The organism is Bacillus sp. YH3-2-B2 (assembly GCF_053663335.1).
Map to the genome: position 1 here is coordinate 116,301 of NZ_JBSJQE010000005.1, position 19,410 is coordinate 135,710.

Below are 19,410 nucleotides of genomic sequence, written 5' to 3' on the forward strand. Positions count from 1 at the left end.
GATTTCTTTTCATCACCTTAATCCGATCCTTGAATGGGGAATCCCGTCGCAATGAGGGAGCGGTTTGCCGCTGCGACTTGTGTTACGTAGTTCGAAGAAAGGACAGATAAATAGAGCTGATACGCGGCTGTTTCATCCGCCTTCATTTCGTCGATGTACGTAAAAGGAATTCCTATGATTTGCCCGCCTGAAGAAAAGAGGTTCCTCTCTTGTCTCTGTGTTTGTATCGATACGCCATTTCTTTGCAGCTCGACAGCTAAGACCAATGAGAAATGAGACGCGAGCGGATCTAATTCCACATTTACTTGTATGACGGCATCCGTTTTCACCAATTGATCTGTCGGCGCAGCTATCACTGCGCTTAACACGTTTATCGGTGTTCCTTCTAACGGAATCGTCATTAGTTCTGCTGTATTTTGAAAAGCTACCGCAGGAACCGCTCCCGGCGGACCCTCAGGCCCCGGGGGACCGGGCGGACCCGCCTCCCCTTGCGGACCGCGGGAGCCGGCGGGTCCTCTTTTGCCTTCGGGACCTCGCAGCCCGGGTACGCACAAGGCAGATCGATTTTCATCTGAAGACGGAAACCGTTTTTCCGTCCCTGTTTCCGGACTTTCAAGTTCACATGGTAATTGTTCATACCGGCGTTTCATATGTCTGCTCATATATTTGTAAGGTTTCTGTTTCAATATCATGTATTGATTACGGCCGCTGCTCATATTATCACCCCGGCAATATTCTATTCGCACTGAAGTCATCATGTGCAGGCCCTTCCCATTCCTTACAGAAATAAAAAAAGGCAGACCTGAGTCTGCCTTTTTTCTTCTACCATAACCCTAATACTTTCCACCATAATCCGCCGATCACAAGCCATGTCACAATATGGACGATTGACAGGATAAAGCCGATGGACCACCATTTGCTTTGCGATATATAACCCGCTCCGAAAAAGACCGGAGCCGCTCCTGATCCGTAATGCGTCGTCGAACCGAAAAGGTTGCTGAAAAACGCCAGGCTGAGCGCCGCCAACAGCGGCGGAGCGCCTGCCGCCACGATGACGGCGAGAAATGCCGCATACATGGCGCTGATATGCGCGGTTGCACTCGCAAAGAAGTAATGCGTGTAATAATACACGACAATCAGAATCATAAATGCCACAATCCATGAAAAACCGGAAACAGATGATTTCATCATATCGCTGAACCAAGACACCATGCCGAGCTCATTCAGGAAATTCGCCAGCATCACAAGCGCCGCGAACCAAGTCAGCGTATCCCATGCACCTTGTTCTTTTTTGATGTCCTCCCATGTTAATACCTGTGACAAAAGCAAAACGGATAATCCGATCAGGGCCGTCGTCGTTGCGTCGATATTTAAGCTTCCTCCGAAAATCCACAGCGCAAGCACCAATAAAAAGACGATGACCATGGAAAGTTCGGATTTTTTAAACGGACCCATTTCTTTCAATTTTTCCGTTGCGATTTTAGCCGCGTCCGGTGTTTCTTTAATTTCCGGCGGATACAGCTTATAAATGACGAGCGGCGTAATGATTAAGCTCGCCAATCCCGGTACAATGGCCGCGATTGCCCAGCTTGTCCATGTGATGTCCACCCCTGCGACATCGTGGGCCAGCTTGGCGATCAGCGGGTTCGCCGCCATTGCCGTCAAAAACATCGCAGACGTAATCAAGTTTCCTTGAAAACCGGTTTTTAATAAGAAAGCGCCGATTTTCCGCTCTGTTCCGTCTGCCGGCGTTGATCCGAAAGTTTCGGATAATGATCTGATAATAGGAAAAATAATGCCGCCCGCCCGTGCCGTGTTGCTCGGAATGGCAGGTGATAAAATTAAATCACTGAAAAGCAGTGAATAAGAAAGGCCGAGTGTTTTCTTCCCGAACCGTTGTACGAATACGTAAGAAATCCTGGCGCCGAGCCCGGTTTTGATAAATCCCCGGGAAATAAAAAAGGCGATGACAATCAGCCAGATTGTCTTGTTTCCAAATCCGCTTAACGTATTTTCAATAGATAGCGTTCCCGTTAACGCGGTGACTGCCAATGCAAAAATTGCAATTGCGCCCATTGGCAAGGGCTTGGAGATAAAGCCGATAATTGTTGCGACAAAAATAGCGAACAAATGCCATGCTTTAGGTTCAAGTCCGGACGGCGCGGGAATAAACCAAATGATTAATCCCACAGCAACAGTAATAAGCAAAGGAATGATTTTTACTGCCTGCTGTTTTTTTGCGTCTTTTTCTGAAGCCATTACAGGTCTCCTCCTATTTTGTTGTCTTCCATCCCCTATCCCATTTTACTACTTAACTAAGTTAATAAACGTTTTTGTTAATTAAAAAACACAAAGGAATATTTTCCTTTGTGCTTCTTGTTTATTATTTTAATATACCCGACCCAGCTTTAGATATAACATCTGATTTTACATTTGATGATGAGCCGATGGAACCGTGCAATGACGGTGTCCAGCCGACGGACTGACTTAATCCGTTGGCGGCTGACGCATTAATTGCGGCGCCGTTTAAAAGAGTGCCGTCTTCATGAAGCGCTTTTCCGCCGCTGAAGACGCTGATGACTTTATCAGCAGCCAGTCCCGGCACTTCAAAGACATTATTCTGGGCATATATTTTTGACGCGTGGCCCGCGCCCCACGCATAGCTGAACGGGTATGCGGCGCTTTTAGAGCCTGCGTAAAAATTATTATAAATATGAACCTGCCCGTACCGGACCCGCGGTGCGCGCTGGACGATGTTCTGGTAATAGTTATGGTGAATGGTCACCTTCAGTTTTCCTTCATCCGACGTCTTGCTGTCGCTGTTTCCGATGACGGAGCCTTTGTCATGGTCATGATATTTATTATAGGACAATGTAATATAATTCGCCCCGTTGGCTATATCCGTCTGGCCGTCATGATGCTGATATTTTCTTCCGTAATAGTAGGGAAAACCGCTGTCGGGATTCGATCCGTCATTAAAGGTGCAATGATCGATCCAGATGTGCGTCGCGCCGTTAATGATGATATTGTCATATTCCGAGTTCCAGTTGCCGCTGCTGCCGTCCGTCGGGTCCCATTGCGGAAAATAGTCGTAAGCGTCTTGAAATTCAATGTTGCGGATGATGACATTGTCGACGCCGTTCTTTATATTAAAACTTCCGCCTGTCACTTTGGCATTTGAACCCGAACCGATGATCGTCGTATTTGAAGGAATGTCAATCACGACCCGTGCTTTCTGGTTTTTTTGAGATCGCTGTCTGGCGTCTTCCTGGGTGCCTGACGGCGCTTTTTTCCCCCATTTGTCCGGGTCGTACGCCTTCAGATAAGCGTTGAGATCATATGCCGGATCTTTATAATCATTAAAGCCGAGCGTTTTATTCCGGTCGTCCGTATTCATATTGATTGTGCCTTGTATGTAAATAATCTTCGGCGTGCTGTTGGCGCTTCCCCCTAATGCAGAAACGAGCTGCTGTCTGTTTGATACGGTGTAGACATTCGATGAAGAGGCTTTCGCGCCGCCGGTTGTCCCGCCGGAAGCGGCTCCCCAGCCGTCATTTGTTCCTAACGTCTGCCGTCCCAGGTCAGCGGCATAGACGTCCGCAGGGATCATACATAAACAAACCGCCAGCATAAATAACATTTTTTTCATGAATTGTGCTCCTCCTGATTTTTCATTCCAATTTATTACAATTGAATTCTACCAAATCAGTTGAGAAACGGCACCGAAAATGTACAGCATGTGCCTTTCGGTTTTATTGCGGAAACCGCAAAAAAATCCCAAGGGACCGAAAACCCCTTGGGATCTGTTCAGCTTACGCCCATGATTTTACTTTTTCGTTATCCGTGACAAACAGAAGAACTTTTCCTTCATCTAAGCGCTTTTCAAATTGTGATGCTTCCTCTTCTGAAAAGCCGATTTCGTGAATTTTGTTGCGGAGCTCGTCGCCTTTTTTATTAAACATATTGCCGACCGCGTGTTTAATGCCCGTTTCTTTCGCTCCGATGGTATTGACATCAGTATTATCTGCCAGGCGGTCCGTTCTGTCGTCATCATGAGAAAGCACATATACGTCTTCTTTTGCGACACCCAATTGCTGAAGCTCTTTTACGTCCTGCATCAGTTTTTGATCATTTGTATATTCTCTTACTACCGGTTTCATTGATAAGTCCTCCCTTTTGTTTTTGTATATTGGATGTTTACCCGCTCAACCAAAGGTCAAACAAAAGAAAGAGAGTTCCGGGAAAAAACGGGCAGATTGTCGGTGGATATTTTCCGGCGGGACATGTTACAGTAGGGAAAGCTACATTTATCAGAAAAATAAAAATCTTCATGAGCCGATTAAGCAGGGAGGTGGTTCCTATTCATTACTTTTCACCGGAACAGCGATTTAACGCTTGGGTTGTCAGTGATTTAGTGAAGCAGGTATTCCGCCGGCATACCCGCTGCCCGGATGGAATAAAAGAGCTTACGGTCTTTGCTGAAGATACTTTTCATATTAATATCGATTTCGTTTTCTCTATCATTATCAATATCGGTGATATCGAATCCGTTCTGCCGAAAGAAATTGAAAATAAGCTGGGTTCTTATCTGACCGCGCTTCAGCCCGTCATTACCGCTGACATGCTTCATTCTTCAAAAACGAATGCCTATGAATATTTGGAACATGAGAAAAACACCGATGTGTACCGGTTATTCTTTTAAATACGCATATAAGGAAAGAAGGGCCCTGGCCCTTCTTTTTTTGTTGCCGGCGGACGGTTTGATTTTGTATTCGGGAAATGGTTCGTGTTACATTTGGAACAAACACTCATGTTGAAAGAGGATGCATCATGCCGAAAAATCAGCAGCAGATTCAATTGGCAAGACGCCCTAAAGGCGTTCCCGTCCATGACGATTTCCGCTTTGAAACGATTGCCGTTCCCGAACCGAAAGACGGCGAAGTGCTTGTGAAAACGAGTTATGTGTCCGTTGATCCGTACATGCGCGGACGGATGCAGGATACAAAATCATATGTAGAGCCGTTCGCTTTAGATGAAGCCATAACAGGCGGAGTGATTGCCGAAGTTCTGACAGACGGCGATAAGCTGAAAAAAGGAGATGTTGTGATCGGAAATCTCGCATGGCAGGAATATTCAGCCGTCAATGAGTCCGCCCTCCGCAAGTTGGATACGGATATCGCACCCGCCCAGGCGTATCTCGGCATTTTAGGGATGACCGGACTGACCGCTTACTTCGGGCTGCTCGATATCGGCCGTCCGAAAAAGGGCGAAACCGTCGTCGTTTCAGGGGCTGCGGGCGCCGTCGGCTCAACAGTCGGGCAGATTGCAAAAATCAAAGGCGCGCGGGTTGTCGGCATCGCCGGTTCTGACGAAAAAATCGCGTATCTGAAAGAGGAGCTTCAATTTGATGAAGCCATTAATTACAAAACGGCGGATGATATTCAAAAAGCGCTTGAACAGGCATGCCCTGACGGCGTCGATGTCTATTTTGACAATGTCGGCGGACCGATTTCAGATGCGGTGATAAACCTGCTGAATGAATTCGCCCGCATTCCGGTATGCGGAGCGATCTCTTCATATAATACCGAAAGTGAAGAGGAAGACATGGGCCCCCGCGTCCAGCCGAAGCTGATCAAAACAAAAGCGCTGATGCAGGGGTTCATCGTCAGTGATTATGCTGACCGCTTTTCCGAAGGCGCGAAACAATTGGCCGAATGGCTCAAGGACGGGAAGCTTCATTATGAAGAAACGATTACGGAAGGATTCAGCCATATTCCTGACGCGTTCCTCGGCCTGTTTAAAGGAGAAAACAAAGGCAAACAGATCATCAAAGTCAGTGATCTAAGTTAACATGATGATGAAAAAAGGAGGGCTTTGTCCCCTCCTTTTCTGCTTTTTCGCATCAGCCGCGAAGAATCAAAGTCAGAAAGCCGTCTTCATCAGGCTCCGTATCTTCCAAAGTGAATCCCGCTGCTTGAAAGCAGGCTAAACTGATTTGATTGTCTTTTTCGATGCTTGCCGCCCATTCCCGCACGCCGGTAAACCCAGGATCAGTCAGCAGTTTTTGCAAAATCTGTTTTCCGTACCCTTGAAGCTGGTACAAAGGATTGACGATCAATCCGATATACGCCCGTTCCTCCACAAACTCTATAGAGACCATTCCTGCCGGAAGCTGCCCGTCATATGCCATAATGACAGTATCGTCTTCATCTTTATTCAATCGTGCATACCACGCGTCTAATGGCAGCATCGCATCCATTCTCCGTCTGATGTTATCGTTCTTAAACCAGTGTTCAAGTATTTTCAGCTCACGTTCCTTCAATATTTGAAATCGGTCTATTGAACCCATCTTCCCACTCCCCTGCCCGAACCTTTTCTATTATTTTACAATAAAAAAAGAAGGGCTTCCCGCCCTCCGTTTCTTATTTCTCAGATAATTTTCCGCCTGAATAAACGGCCTCTTTCAGCTCAATTCCGAGTGATTTGGCCATTTTTTTCAGTTTGGATTCTTCCATCGGCGTGACAAGGCTGAGTACGGTTCCCTCTTTACCGGCCCGCCCCGTCCGGCCGGATCTGTGGATATATCCGTCTTCATTCGGGATGTCCGCGTGAATGACGTACGGAAGATCATCGATATCGAGTCCGCGCGCCGCAATGTCAGTCGCCAGAAGCAGCGGAAATTCTCCCCGTTCAAACGCTGATAATATCTTTGCCCGCTCCATTTTTTTCGCTTCTCCATGCAGGATGCCGAGATCCACATGGTGATAGGCGAGTTTTTCCGCATAGACGCTTAAATTTCCGATATCTCTGACGAACACGAGCGCCTGCATGCCGTTTAGCCGTGACAGCTTTTGCAAAAGCTTCACTTTATCCCGCTGATCACAGACGAGATATTGATGCGTGACGCGCGCTTTTTCCGCCGTATTCCGCTCCACTTTCAAAACGGCCGGTTCATGTGCGATGGCATTCAGCACCTCTTCTGTCTCCGGCTGCAGCGTAGCGGAAAAGCTTAAAAGCTGTCGGTCTTTCAGCGTCGTTTTAATGATTTTTTTCATCGTTTCGCGGTGTTCCTTTGTCACGAGCTGATCCGCTTCATCAAGAACGATCGTCTTGACTTCATGCATTTTCAGCTTTTTCGCCTGAATCAATTCGAGCACCCTGCCCGGTGTGCCTGCAATGATATGCGGTTTATTTTTGAGCTTCTCCACCTGCTTTTTCACGTTTGCCCCGCCGATCAAAGACAAAGCGCGAAGATCGGAGCCTTTTTTCCACTCCTGAATCACTTGAAAAATCTGCATCACAAGCTCGCGGGACGGCGCTAAAATGATCACTTGCGGATGTTTCTGTTCCGGGTTGATCCGCTCCAGAACCGGAAGCGTGTACGCCAATGTTTTTCCCGTTCCCGTCGGGGATTCGGCAATGACGTCTTTCCCTTCCATGATCACCTGAGCGGCTTTTTCCTGAATAACGGTCGGCTCCTGAAAACCTGACGCCTCCCAGTTTTCGGCGATAAATGGTTGTGTATGCTGTAAAAATGGCCATGTTTGGGTCATGTCGTTCTCCTCAATTCTTAAAATCTACTCCATAGTATCTCAAATGCACGCGGCAAACGCAATTTTCTTTTTCCTTCCAAGCCTTTTAACAAACGGTCTCCTCCTTTATAATCATAAATGAGAAAGACACATGATAAAAAAAGCGTGTCTGATAACGATAGAGGTGTAATGATGAGTATTTTATCCGTAAAAGATTTAAGCCACGGCTTCGGTGACCGTGCGCTTTTTAACAATGTATCGTTCCGTCTTTTAAAAGGGGAACACGTCGGCTTAATCGGAGCAAACGGCGAAGGTAAATCAACGTTTATGAATATTATTACCGGAAAGCTTGAGCCTGATGAGGGTAAGGTTGAATGGGCGAAAAACGTGCGTGTCGGCTATCTCGATCAGCATACCGTGCTTGAAAAAGGAAAAACGATCCGCGACGTGCTGAAGGATGCGTTCCATTACTTATTTGCGATGGAAGAAGAAATGAACGAGATTTACAACAAAATGGGCGAAGCGGACCCTGATGAACTTGAGCAGCTGCTTGAAGATGTCGGTGTCATTCAGGACGCCCTGACAAACAATGATTTCTACGTGATTGACAGCAAAGTTGAAGAAATCGCCCGCGGCCTCGGCCTGCAGGATGTCGGCCTTGACCGCGACGTCACTGATTTAAGCGGCGGACAGCGGACGAAAGTGCTGCTCGCCAAGCTACTTTTGGAAAAACCGGAAATCCTTCTGTTGGACGAACCGACCAACTACCTTGATGAACAGCATATTGAATGGCTGAAACGCTATTTGCAGGAATATGAAAATGCGTTCATCTTAATTTCTCACGACATTCCGTTTTTAAACAGCGTAATCAATTTGATTTACCATGTGGAAAACCAGGAGCTGACGCGTTATGTCGGCGATTATCATCAGTTTATGGAAGTCTACGAAGTGAAAAAACAGCAGCTCGAAGCCGCCTACAAAAAACAGCAGCAGGAAGTGGCTGAGCTGAAAGATTTCGTCGCCCGCAACAAAGCCCGCGTCAGCACGAGAAATATGGCGATGTCCCGCCAGAAAAAGCTTGATAAGATGGATATGATCGAACTGGCGGCCGAAAAACCGAAACCGGAATTCCATTTCAAGCCTGCGAGAACGTCAGGCAAGCTCATTTTTGAAACGAAGGACTTAGTCATCGGCTACGATACTCCGCTGTCACGCCCGCTCAATCTCAGAATGGAGCGCGGACAGAAAGTCGCCCTGTACGGCGCAAACGGCATCGGGAAAACGACGCTGTTAAAAAGCCTGCTCGGTGAAATCCAGCCGCTGGAAGGCACGGTGGAGCGCGGCGAGCATCAATACACGGGCTATTTCGAGCAGGAAGTGAAAGAAACCAATAACAATACGTGCATCGAAGAAGTGTGGAGCGAATTTCCTTCCTTTACCCAGTACGAAATCCGCGCCGCCCTCGCCAAATGCGGCCTGACGACCAAACACATTGAAAGCCGCGTCTCCGTTCTCAGCGGAGGAGAAAAAGCGAAGGTCAGACTGTGCAAGCTGATCAATTCAGAAACAAATCTACTTGTGCTTGACGAACCGACAAACCACCTGGATGTCGATGCGAAAGAAGAGCTGAAACGCGCGCTGAAAGAATACAAAGGCTCCATTCTGCTGATTTCCCACGAACCCGAGTTTTACATGGATATCGCGACGGAAACATGGAATTGTGAGTCTTGGACGACAAAAGTGCTGTAAACACAAAAAGGAACTCCCGCCCGTGCGGAAGTTCCTTTTTTTCTTAATGTCCGGCTTTTATTCCGGCGAGATGTTTGCGTCCCATGAGAAGGACAAGCATGCCTACAAAAACGACGATCCCGCCTACTGTATATGGAGTGCTTGCGGTGAAGTGTTCTGACAGCATTCCCGCAATCCACGGAGCGAGCGCACCGCCGATAAAGCGGACTGAGCTGTAGGCTGAAGACGCGATTGAACGTTCAACCGGCGCAGCACCCATCACAGCGGTTGTCATGATCGTATTCACCATACCGAGGACAGCACCGGCAACAACGATACATGTAATGATCAACGTCTGATGGTCAGTCCAGACCCCCATAATAACGAGAATGGCCGCAAAGGCGATAAAGAGAACGACGAGCGAACGCACTGTGCCCAGCGCTTTGTGCACGAGCGGCGCCGTAAAGACTGACGTAATTGCCAGCAGAAGGCCCCAGCCGAAGAAGACATATCCGAGACCGTGTTCATCTAAATCCAGCACGAACGGAGAATAAGCAAGCAAAATAAAAAATCCAAAGTTGTATAAGAATGCAGATACTGCCATTGTCAAAAGGCCTTTATATTTGAGCGCCTTCATCGCATCAAACACACCGACGCGTTTCGCCGGTTTCGGCAGCTTCGGCAGCATGAGTGAAATCGCGCAAAGCGCTATAAACATCAGGACAGACACTCCGAAGAACGGAGCGCGCCATGAAAGGCTGCCCAGCTCTCCGCCGGCAAGCGGCCCGACGGAAATTCCCAGTCCGAGCGCGGCCTCATACAGAATAATAGCTTTGGCGCTGCCGCCGACAGATACCCCGACGATGACGGCAAGCGCGGTTGAAATAAAGAGAGCATTCCCAAGCCCCCAGCCGCCGCGATAGCCGACAAGCTGAGCGATTGAACTTGAGCTTCCGCCGAGAGCGGCAAACACGATGATAAAAATAAGTCCGAGAAGCAGCGTCCATTTTGCGCCGATCCGGCTGGAAATCGCGCCGGAGAAAAACATCATAAAACCGGTAACGAGCAAATAACTTGTAAATAACAGTGATACTTCACTAGGTGAAGCATGTAATTGTGCGGCGATCGCCGGAAGAATCGGATCGACAAGACCGATTCCCATAAAGGAAATCACACAGGCAAACGCAACCGCCCAAACGGCTTTCGGCTGGCTGAATAAGCCTGTTTTCTGTTGTGATGATGTATCCATTTGACCAGACCTCCTGTTTTATCCATTAAAAGAAACGCTATATCCATAGCGTTTACAGCAAAATCATTCGATTGATTGAATGGCGCGGTCAGCTTTTTCTTTCATTCCGTTAAGGCGCGTTTTAAAATGCTGAAATGTGCTGATCTTCTCATCAATCATCTCAAGCTGGTGGTTCAAAGCGTGCTGAATCTCTTCCAGCTTTTCTTTCCGTTCCTTCGGATCCAGTGACAACAAGTACCCCTCTTTGTTTAATTCCAGCTGACGGCTCATCTCCATAAACTGCTGAAGCTCCTGAAGGGAAAAACCGAGCACTTCTTTAGTGCTGGTGACTTTTTCGAGCTCTTCCATATCATCTTCAGAGTAAAGCCGGACGCCGCCTTCTGTCCGTTTAGGAGCAGGAATCAAACCAATCTCCTCGTAAAAACGAATGGTTCGTTTTGTCAGTCCGCTTCGCTTGGCAACTTGATCAATCTTCATCCATTCCAAGGTGAATCCCCCTCTTGTCGTATCTGTTTCTATTATACACCATTTGAACCTTAACGTAAACGTAAACTTTCTATGCCGGATAAACTTGGCTTGGAAGGAACCTTTGTCTTTAAAGCGCCGGGAGACATTTGTTTAAAACAAAAAGCCGGGATGACCCGCCATCTTCTCGGGGGTCGTACCGGCTTTTCTTAATTCTCAAGTTCTTCAATCATCAGTGACAATTCGGTCCAGCGTTCCATCGCCGCTTCAAGCTCTTCAGCCGTTTTTGCCTGTTCGGCCATCAGTTCTTGTATCTTTCCGAAATCACTTCCCGCTTCAGCGATTTCCGCTTCCAGACGCTGATGCTTTTCTTCAAGGCCGGCGATTTTGTCTTCGATGCCGTCCCATTCGATCTGATCCTTGTACGAAAGCTTTTTGCGCTTTTTCTTCGGCTCTTCTTCCGCCTTTTTTTCTTCGGCCGGCTGTTTTACCGCCGTCTTCTTCGCTTTTGCTTGTTCCATGTATTCACTGTACGAACCTTGGAAACGGGAAATGATGCCGTGTCCTTCAAATACAATCAGGCGGTCCACGACGCGGTCAAGGAAATAGCGGTCATGGGATACAGTGATGACGACGCCCGGGAACTGTTCGATATAATCCTCGAGCACGCTTAATGTTTCTGTGTCCAGATCATTGGTCGGTTCATCTAAAAACAGCACATTCGGCTCCTGCATCAGTACATTCAGCAAGTACAGACGGCGCTTTTCCCCGCCCGACAGCTTTCTGATATATGTCTGCTGCATCGGACGCGGGAACAGAAAACGCTCAAGCATTTGTTCCGCGGTGATGACATCGCCTTCCGCCGTTTTGACGATTTCAGCCGTCTCTTTTATATAGTCAATGACTTTCATATCACCGTTCATTTCGCTGTGATCCTGGGTGTAGTAGCCGATCCGGACCGTCTGCCCGATGGTGATATTACCGCTGTCAGGCTGAATTCTGCCGGCGAGGCTGTTTAAAAGTGTCGTTTTCCCGATTCCGTTCGGCCCGATGATGCCGATTCGTTCCCCCGGGATGACAAGCTCATTAAACTGGCTGATCAGCGCTTGGCCGTTATAGGTAATGGCGACGTTATCGGCTTCGATTACTTGTTTTCCGAGACGGTGGGAACCGATCGCGAAATCGAGTGATCCGGAGACTGCCGGCCCTTTTTGCTCCTTGAGCGCCTCCGCTCTGTCCACTCTCGCTTTTTGTTTCGTCGAGCGCGCTTTCACTCCTCTTCTGAGCCACGCCAATTCGCGGCGCAGGAGGTTTTGACGTTTTGTTTCTTTCTGCTCCGCCAGCGCTTCCCGTTCGGCCCGTTTTTCCAGGAATACTTCATAGTTTCCTTTATACGTATAAAGGCTGCCTCTCTCAAGCTCGTAAATTCTGTTCGTCACCCTGTTCAGAAAATATCTGTCGTGCGTGACAAGCATAACGGCGCCCGGATATTGCGATAAGTAGCCTTCCAGCCATTCAATCGTTTCATTGTCCAAGTGGTTTGTCGGTTCATCTAAAATGAGCAGGTCAGCCGGCTGGATGATGTTTTTCGCAATCGCGACGCGCTTTCTCTGGCCGCCGGACAGCTCACTGACATCCTTCATCAGATCGGTGACGCCAAGTTTGGTTAAAACCGTTTTGGCTAACGTATTCGCCTCCCACGCATCATTCGCGTCCATTTGGGCCTGCGCATCAAGCAGGTGTTTCTGGCGCTGGTCATTTTCCGGTTCTTCATTCAGCGCCTGAAGCGCTTTTTCGTATTCTCTCATCGTTCTCATGACGGCTGATCCGCCGGAATAAATATGTTCAAGAACGGTTTGTCCGGCCGGAAGCTCAGGGTCCTGATGCAAAAACTCAATATGCACGTTTCCTGAAGACGTAATCTCGCCTTCCTCCGTTGATTCAAGGCCGGCAATGGTTTTCAGAAGCGTAGACTTCCCCGTTCCGTTCGGGCCGATTAAACCGATTCTTTCATTCTCTTCAATATGAAAGGAGATATGGTCGAATAATGTCTTATCTCCGTATGTTTTATAAAGGTTTTCCGCTTTTATGATGCTCATGGTTCCTATCAATCCTCACGTAAGTTCATGTGTTCATTTTAAATCAGGCGCTGGAATAAAACTAGTAAAAGGACAGACAAATTTCCTGGAAGAGATCATTTTGTCCGAAGAATGTTTCCGCCTCTCCTTTTATACACTGGAGGGGAAGAGGTGATGACATGATCAGCGTCAGTTTGTGCGTTATCGTGAAAAATGAAGAGGAAGTGCTTGCGGGCTGTCTTGATTCCGTCAAAGACATTGCGGATGAAATTGTGATTGCTGATACGGGCTCGACCGACCGGACGAAAGAAATCGCGGCCCGTTATACGGATAAAATTTATGATTTTGAATGGATCGATCACTTTGCGGCCGCCCGTAATTTTGTGTTTTCGAAAGCGGAAATGGATTATATTCTGTGGCTGGACGCCGACGATATGCTGACGGAAAAGGACCGTGAAAAGCTGATTGAACTAAAGGCGTCGCTTTCAAAAGAGGTGGACGCGGTATCCATGTATTATCACGTCGGCTTTGATGATCGGGGAGAGGTCAGCTTCAGATACCGCCGCAACCGACTCGTCAAGCGTGAAAAAGGATTCCGCTGGATCGGAGCCGTGCATGAGTATCTTGAAGTATACGGAAACATCATAGAAACCGATATTGCCGTCACACACCGGAAATCCGAGAAAAAGCACTCGCCTCCCTCGGACCGCAACCTGAAGATTTATGAGAAAATGGCGGAAAACAGTGAAACGATGACACCGCGCGATTTGTTTTACTTCGCGAATGAATTAAAGGATCACGGCCAGTATCAGCGCGCCATCACATATTATCACCATTTTCTTTCCACAAAACAGTGCTGGATCGAAGACGAGATCAGAACGTGCCAATATCTATCCGATTGCTACAGGGCGGTCGGCCATGAAGAGGCCGCCATGACGTCTCTCTTAAAATCATTTCTGATCGATTGTCCGCGGCCGGAGTTCTGCTGCAGGCTCGGCGACTATTTTGCGGAGAAACGGCAATACCGGCAGGGCGTGTTTTGGTATGAGCTCGCCCTATCCGCCAAAAGCAGCGATGCAGGCTTTACCCAGCTCGAATATTCCACCTGGTACCCCCATCTGCAGCTCTGCGTCTGCCACTGGCAGCTCGGCGACAGAGAAAAAGCGAAGATTCATAACGACAAAGCCGCCTCCTATCATCCGTCACATCCGAGTGTCCTGTATAATCAAAACGTGCTCGGCACATAACATCGAAAAAAGAGCTGCCCCCGTATGCAGGGCAGCTCCTTTTTGATTACGCTGTCGGAATTCCTCCGCTGACACTGTAAATTTGGGATGTCACATAGCTCGATTCTTCTGAGGCCAAAAAGACATAAATCCCTGCCAGCTCCGCCGGCTGTCCGGCACGCTGTAATGGAACGGCCGGTGTTTCCTTGCCGAATTTCGGAATGTTTTCACCGGGCTGTCCTCCGGAAATCTGCAGCGGCGTCCAGATCGGCCCCGGCGCTACCGAGTTGACTCTGATTCCTTTATTCGCCAGCTGCTTTCCTAGGCCGACGGTAAAACCGATAATGGCATGTTTCGTCGCAGCATAATCCAACAGCATCGGGCTTGGATTATACCCTTCTACGGACGTTGTCGTGATAATAGACGCGCCTTCCGGCAGATACGGAAGCGCGGCTTTGACGAGCCAATACAGCGAGAATACGTTGACTTCAAATGTTTGATAGATTTGTTCTGTGGCAAGATCGCTGATATCATCCACTGCCTGCTGTTTGCCGGCGACAAGAACGAGCGTGTCAAGACCGCCAAGCTCTTGATACGCTTTTTCCGCCAATTCTCCGCAAAACGCTTCATCGCTTAAATCTCCCGGCAGCAGAACAGCTTTTCTTCCCTCTTTTTCAATTAACGCTTTCACTTCTTCGGCATCCGGCTGTTCCTCAGGCAGATAGTTAATGGCCACATCCGCCCCTTCCCGGGCATAAGCAATCGCGGCGGCCCGGCCGATACCTGAATCGCCGCCGGTGACGAGGGCTTTTCTTCCCTTCAGCTTGCCGGCTCCTTTATAGCTTGTTTCACCGCAGTCCGGCACAGGCTTCATCTCTTTCTGCAAACCGGGCGGTTCTTGATATTGTTTTGGAAATTCATCATGATCATATTTCGTCAGCGGGTTGTGCAGATTTGCATCAGACATACAAGACTCTCCTTTATCATTGGTGATGTATTCGTATGTGTACCCCTGAGCATGACGGATCAAACGTGTAAGTGCAGTTTCCGATTGATAAGGGAAAACAAAAAAGGAGCCCGTAAGCTCCCTTTTTTTATGATTCTCCGAGCACGTTTTCAGCCATTTTCGCTAAATGCTGGGCGCTTCCTGAAATCTCCTGCATCGTGGCAGAAATTTGTTCTACCGCCGCCGCTTGGCCGTCCGTGTTCTGGTTGATGGATTCAATTGAGTCCTCCAGCCCTTTCAGCAGGCTGTGGATTTTTTTCGTAATCTGGTCAATTTGACCGACATTGTCTTTTGAATGAGTGGCAAGCTTGCGGATCTCATCCGCCACCACGGAAAAGCCCTTGCCGGATTCTCCTGCTCTCGCGGCTTCAATGGCCGCATTCAAACCGAGCAGATTGCTTTGATCCGAGATGCCCTTGACAGTGACGGAAATGTCGGCGATTTCTCCCGCGCTTTCACTGACTTGTTTCGCCTGAGCGGAAATCCCGGTCATCTGTGCTGAGAAACCGCTGATGGATTCTGAGATATCCGCGATCGCCGAAGCGGTCTGTTCCACGACGGCGGACAGGCTTTCAGCGACATCATGAAGCTTGGCTGATTTTTCAAGGCTCGTGCCGAGACCGACGCCGCCGATGACTTTTCCGTTTTCATCATGAAGCGGAATCGCTCTGGCGATCAGCGGAAATCCGAACAGCTCTTTCGGCACCATGCTTGTCTTCTTCTGATTCATGCGGATCGCGTCTGTAATGATGTCCCCTTTTTGCAGCGGGTCTCCCGGCTTTACATTAAGAGAAAACGTTTTAGCCGGAATATTCACGATTAATTTTTCTGTATCATAAATTCCGATGGTGATGTCATCTTGGATCAGGCTGTTTAAAAAAGGCGCAACTTTGACAAAAGCGTCAAGCAGGCTGTGCGTTTGCTGCTCCGTCTGTATACTCATTTCTTTCACTCCTTCTTAATATGGGAATTGACGTTTTTCATGCTGAACCGAAATCCATTTCAGCGTGGTGAATTCTTCAAGGCTCCATTCGCCGTTCAGCCTGCCGAGACCTGATTGTTTCTCGCCGCCGAACGCAACGTTCGGTTCATCATTAATGGTCGTATCGTTGACGTGAATCATGCCGGTTTCGATCCGCTTAGCAAACTCAACGCCCCGCTCCACGTTTGCCGTATGCACGGCTCCGCTTAAACCGAACGGTGTCGCGTTTGCGATGCTTACCGCTTCATCCTCCGTTTCAAACGGCATGATGCAGACGGCCGGTCCGAACAGCTCCTCCTTCGCGATGCTCATCTCAGGTTTCACATCTTTTAAAATGACGGGCTCAGCGACCGTTCCGCTGAATCGGCCGGACAGCACCGGAACCGCTCCCTCTTCTATCGCTTTTTCGACAGACCGTCTCAGACCTTCCGCCTGTCTCTCATTGATTAAAGGACCGATAACCGTATCAGGGTCCATCGGATCGCCGACTTTCAGCGATGACACTTTCGCTTCGTAAAGCTCTGTAAATTTGTCATATACAGATGTGTGAACGAGCACGCGGTTCGCCGACATACAGATCTGGCCTTGATGCGTAAACCGGCTGAATACGGCCGCATTGACGGCGTATTCAAGATCAGCATCCTCAAGCACGATCAGCGCGCTGTTTCCGCCAAGCTCCAACAGCGGTTTTTTAAAGTGTTTGACCGCAAGCTGTCCGATATAGCTGCCCACTCCGGTTGAGCCTGTAAATGAGATTATCCGCGGCACGGGATGCTCAACAAAGCTGTCGCCGATCTCCCCGATATCCGTCACGATGACATTCAGCAGCCCGTCCGGTACGCCGGCCGCTTCAAAAATTTTCGCGATAAGCGTTCCGCCGCAAATCGGCGTTTCTTCATGAGGCTTCAGCACGACGCCGTTCCCCGCGCCGAGTGCCGGCGCAACAGATTTCATCGAAAGGAAAAACGGGAAATTAAACGGGCTGATCACCCCCACGACTCCGGCGGGTATTCTGTACAGCCTGTTTTCTTTTCCGTCAATCGTGGACGGGAGAATTTTCCCTTCCATCCGCACCGGAAATGTTGCGGCTTCTTTTATCATATTTTTGACAAGTCCGATTTCAAACTCAGCCTTCAGCCGTGTTCCGCCAAGCTCCTCCATGATTAAGTAAATAATCGCTTCTTCGTGCTCTTCAATGAAAGAAACGGCTTTTTCCAAAATGGCCCGCTTTTTAAAAGGGTTTACTTTGTCCCATTCTTGTTTCGCAAGAGCCGCGGCGCGATATGCCGCATCCACGTCATCAGGCGTCGCTTTTCGGAATGAGGTGATGACTTTTTGAGTATAAGGATTTCTGTTTTCCAATACGTTCCGGCTGCTTCCATCCCTCCATCGGCCGCCGATAAACTGCTTATTTAGTTCTTCATATTGAAACATGTAAACATCTCCCTTTCACCGAAACTTGAAATTAGTTGATGAGTCATCTTTTGTATCGGTCTTAAGGTGAGAAAATTGAACTATTTCACAATAAAATTCCCTTTCCTTCCGTGCATCGACGCTTTTTAGCTTTGTCCTTTTAAAGTGGAAAATTCTTTAATTGACTGCGAGAAATTTCGACAATATAATACAAACGTCAGTGTATATAATGATAAGAATATTATGAATTTTCAGGAGGACCCATATGTCTTTACTATTTCGGAAAAAGCCGCTGGCCGACTTAAAGGCCCAGAGCAAACAGACCAGCCTGTCCCGCTCGTTAAGCGCTTTTGACTTGGTTTTGCTCGGAATCGGCTGTGTTGTCGGCACGGGGATTTTTGTGATTACCGGGACTGTGGCCGCGACAGGCGCAGGACCGGCTTTGATTCTGTCGTTTGTGCTCGCGGGCCTTGCCTGCGCGCTCGCCGCGTTTTGTTATGCGGAATTTTCTTCATCCATTCCGATTTCAGGCAGCGTATATACGTATTCATATGTCACTCTCGGTGAGTGTCTCGCGTTTTTAATCGGATGGGACTTAATGCTTGAATATGTTATCGCGCTCGCCGCCGTCGCAACCGGCTGGTCATCCTATTTCCAGTCGCTTCTTGCAGGCTTCGGGCTGCATATTCCGGAGGCGCTGACCGCCGCACCCGGCAGCAAAACGGGTGCCGTGTTCAACCTGCCGGCCGTTATCATTATTTTGGTCATTACCGCGATTGTTTCAAGGGGCGTGAAAGAAAGCACCCGCTTTAACAATGTCATTGTATTGATGAAAATTGCGATCATTCTGCTGTTTATCGTCGTCGGTTTCGGCTACGTGAAACCGGAAAACTGGTCGCCGTTTATGCCGTTCGGAATGAAAGGCGTCATCACGAGCGCCGCGACCGTTTTCTTCGCGTATCTCGGATTTGATGCCGTGTCAAACGCGTCGGAAGAAGTGAAAAACCCGCAGAAATCAATGCCGGTCGGAATCATCGGCGCGCTTGCCATCTGCACCGTCCTTTACATTACGGTATCGCTTGTCCTGACGGGAATGCTTTCGTATACCAAGCTGAATGTCGGAGACCCTGTATCTTTCGCGCTCCAATTTGTCGGCCAGAACAAAATAGCAGGCATTATTTCCGTCGGCGCGATTATCGGGATTACAACGGTCATGCTCGCTCTGCTTTACGCTCAGGTGCGCCTTACATTTGCGATGAGCAGAGACGGCCTCTTGCCCCGCATGTTTTCCAAGGTTCACCCGCGTTTTAAAACACCGTTTCAAAACACATGGGTGACGGGGATCGCTGCCGCCGGGATCGCAGGTTTTATTGACCTGGGAACCTTGGCGCATCTCGTCAATATGGGAACCTTGGCGGCCTTTACGGTCATTGCGATCGCCGTCATCGTTTTAAGAAAGAAACATCCGGAGATCAAATCTTCCTTCCGTGTTCCTTTCGTGCCTTTTGTGCCGATCATCAGCGCATGCTTATGCCTGTATCTCGCAAGCAGCCTGCCGGGCGTGACATGGCTCGCCTTTGTCATCTGGATCGCCGCCGGGATCGTCGTTTATATGATGTATTCGAGAAAACACAGTTTGTTAAATAAATAAAAAGGGAGGCTCTTTTTTCTGTTTGAGAAAGAAGAGCCTTTTTTGCACTTGATAATTCATTCACCTTATGAATAATATGG

The 19,410-nt window shown here is 48.5% G+C and carries 17 protein-coding genes; 5 read left to right on the top strand and 12 right to left on the bottom strand.

The window, feature by feature from the left end; translation table 11 throughout:
* Positions 1-17 precede the first annotated feature (17 nt).
* From ACWJJX_RS17300 to ACWJJX_RS17315, 4 genes are all read right to left on the bottom strand, one after another.
* Positions 18-716, bottom strand: coding sequence for a hypothetical protein (locus ACWJJX_RS17300; RefSeq protein WP_063174323.1), 699 nt, complete (start codon positions 714-716; stop codon positions 18-20).
* A gap of 106 nt (positions 717-822) precedes the next feature.
* Positions 823-2,259, bottom strand: coding sequence for an anion permease (locus tag ACWJJX_RS17305; RefSeq protein ID WP_015417012.1), 1,437 nt, complete (start codon positions 2,257-2,259; stop codon positions 823-825).
* 124 nt (positions 2,260-2,383) lie between these two features.
* Positions 2,384-3,649, bottom strand: a complete 1,266-nt coding sequence (locus ACWJJX_RS17310) for a pectate lyase family protein (RefSeq protein WP_454023146.1) — start codon at positions 3,647-3,649, stop codon at positions 2,384-2,386.
* A 163-nt stretch (positions 3,650-3,812) separates the two neighbouring features.
* Positions 3,813-4,160, bottom strand: a complete 348-nt coding sequence (locus ACWJJX_RS17315) for a general stress protein (protein WP_003155650.1) — start codon at positions 4,158-4,160, stop codon at positions 3,813-3,815.
* Between the two features lie 191 nt (positions 4,161-4,351).
* Between ACWJJX_RS17315 and ACWJJX_RS17320 the strand changes: the two genes are divergently transcribed.
* Both ACWJJX_RS17320 and ACWJJX_RS17325 read left to right on the top strand, forming a co-directional pair.
* Complete coding sequence (locus tag ACWJJX_RS17320) at positions 4,352-4,702, top strand: DUF3212 family protein (protein WP_050515827.1); 351 nt, start codon at positions 4,352-4,354, stop codon at positions 4,700-4,702.
* 128 nt (positions 4,703-4,830) lie between these two features.
* A complete protein-coding gene (locus ACWJJX_RS17325; RefSeq protein WP_033574968.1) occupies positions 4,831-5,850 on the top strand; it encodes an NADP-dependent oxidoreductase in 1,020 nt (339 codons plus the stop codon).
* 52 nt (positions 5,851-5,902) lie between these two features.
* On the opposite strand, the gene ACWJJX_RS17330 is transcribed toward ACWJJX_RS17325, so the two are convergent.
* Complete coding sequence (locus tag ACWJJX_RS17330; RefSeq protein ID WP_033574967.1) at positions 5,903-6,349, bottom strand: GNAT family N-acetyltransferase; 447 nt, start codon at positions 6,347-6,349, stop codon at positions 5,903-5,905.
* Between the two features lie 73 nt (positions 6,350-6,422).
* Entirely contained in the window at positions 6,423-7,553 is a 1,131-nt protein-coding gene (locus tag ACWJJX_RS17335) for a DEAD/DEAH box helicase (protein ID WP_017419086.1), read from the bottom strand.
* A 171-nt stretch (positions 7,554-7,724) separates the two neighbouring features.
* Here ACWJJX_RS17335 and ACWJJX_RS17340 point away from each other — a divergent pair, with 171 nt between their 5' ends.
* Positions 7,725-9,281, top strand: coding sequence for an ABC-F family ATP-binding cassette domain-containing protein (locus ACWJJX_RS17340; RefSeq protein ID WP_012117051.1), 1,557 nt, complete (start codon positions 7,725-7,727; stop codon positions 9,279-9,281).
* A 43-nt stretch (positions 9,282-9,324) separates the two neighbouring features.
* On the opposite strand, the gene ACWJJX_RS17345 is transcribed toward ACWJJX_RS17340, so the two are convergent.
* The 3 genes from ACWJJX_RS17345 to ACWJJX_RS17355 form a co-directional block, all read right to left on the bottom strand.
* Positions 9,325-10,509 (bottom strand): MFS transporter, encoded by a 1,185-nt coding sequence (locus ACWJJX_RS17345; protein WP_014304592.1) that lies wholly within the window; start codon positions 10,507-10,509, stop codon positions 9,325-9,327.
* A gap of 63 nt (positions 10,510-10,572) precedes the next feature.
* Complete coding sequence (locus tag ACWJJX_RS17350) at positions 10,573-10,995, bottom strand: MerR family transcriptional regulator (RefSeq protein WP_003155658.1); 423 nt, start codon at positions 10,993-10,995, stop codon at positions 10,573-10,575.
* Between the two features lie 188 nt (positions 10,996-11,183).
* Positions 11,184-13,073: an ABC-F family ATP-binding cassette domain-containing protein gene (locus tag ACWJJX_RS17355; protein WP_454023147.1), complete on the bottom strand. Its 1,890-nt coding sequence runs from the start codon at positions 13,071-13,073 to the stop codon at positions 11,184-11,186.
* Positions 13,074-13,231: 158 nt separating this feature from the next.
* Between ACWJJX_RS17355 and ACWJJX_RS17360 the strand changes: the two genes are divergently transcribed.
* Positions 13,232-14,299: a glycosyltransferase gene (locus tag ACWJJX_RS17360; protein WP_025649929.1), complete on the top strand. Its 1,068-nt coding sequence runs from the start codon at positions 13,232-13,234 to the stop codon at positions 14,297-14,299.
* A gap of 46 nt (positions 14,300-14,345) precedes the next feature.
* Here ACWJJX_RS17360 and ACWJJX_RS17365 read toward each other — a convergent pair whose 3' ends face one another.
* The 3 genes from ACWJJX_RS17365 to ACWJJX_RS17375 all read right to left on the bottom strand — a co-directional run bounded on the left by ACWJJX_RS17365 (position 14,346) and on the right by ACWJJX_RS17375 (position 17,700).
* Positions 14,346-15,245 carry an SDR family oxidoreductase gene (locus tag ACWJJX_RS17365; protein WP_454023148.1) on the bottom strand — a complete coding sequence of 300 codons (900 nt, stop codon included), beginning with the start codon at positions 15,243-15,245 and terminating at the stop codon, positions 14,346-14,348.
* A gap of 127 nt (positions 15,246-15,372) precedes the next feature.
* Positions 15,373-16,227, bottom strand: a complete 855-nt coding sequence (locus ACWJJX_RS17370) for a methyl-accepting chemotaxis protein (RefSeq protein WP_003155664.1) — start codon at positions 16,225-16,227, stop codon at positions 15,373-15,375.
* A gap of 15 nt (positions 16,228-16,242) precedes the next feature.
* On the bottom strand, positions 16,243-17,700 hold the full coding sequence (locus ACWJJX_RS17375; protein WP_033574964.1) for an aldehyde dehydrogenase family protein: 1,458 nt from the start codon (positions 17,698-17,700) through the stop codon (positions 16,243-16,245).
* A 244-nt stretch (positions 17,701-17,944) separates the two neighbouring features.
* Here ACWJJX_RS17375 and ACWJJX_RS17380 point away from each other — a divergent pair, with 244 nt between their 5' ends.
* Positions 17,945-19,330 (top strand): amino acid permease, encoded by a 1,386-nt coding sequence (locus ACWJJX_RS17380; protein WP_061890476.1) that lies wholly within the window; start codon positions 17,945-17,947, stop codon positions 19,328-19,330.
* Positions 19,331-19,410 lie beyond the last annotated feature (80 nt).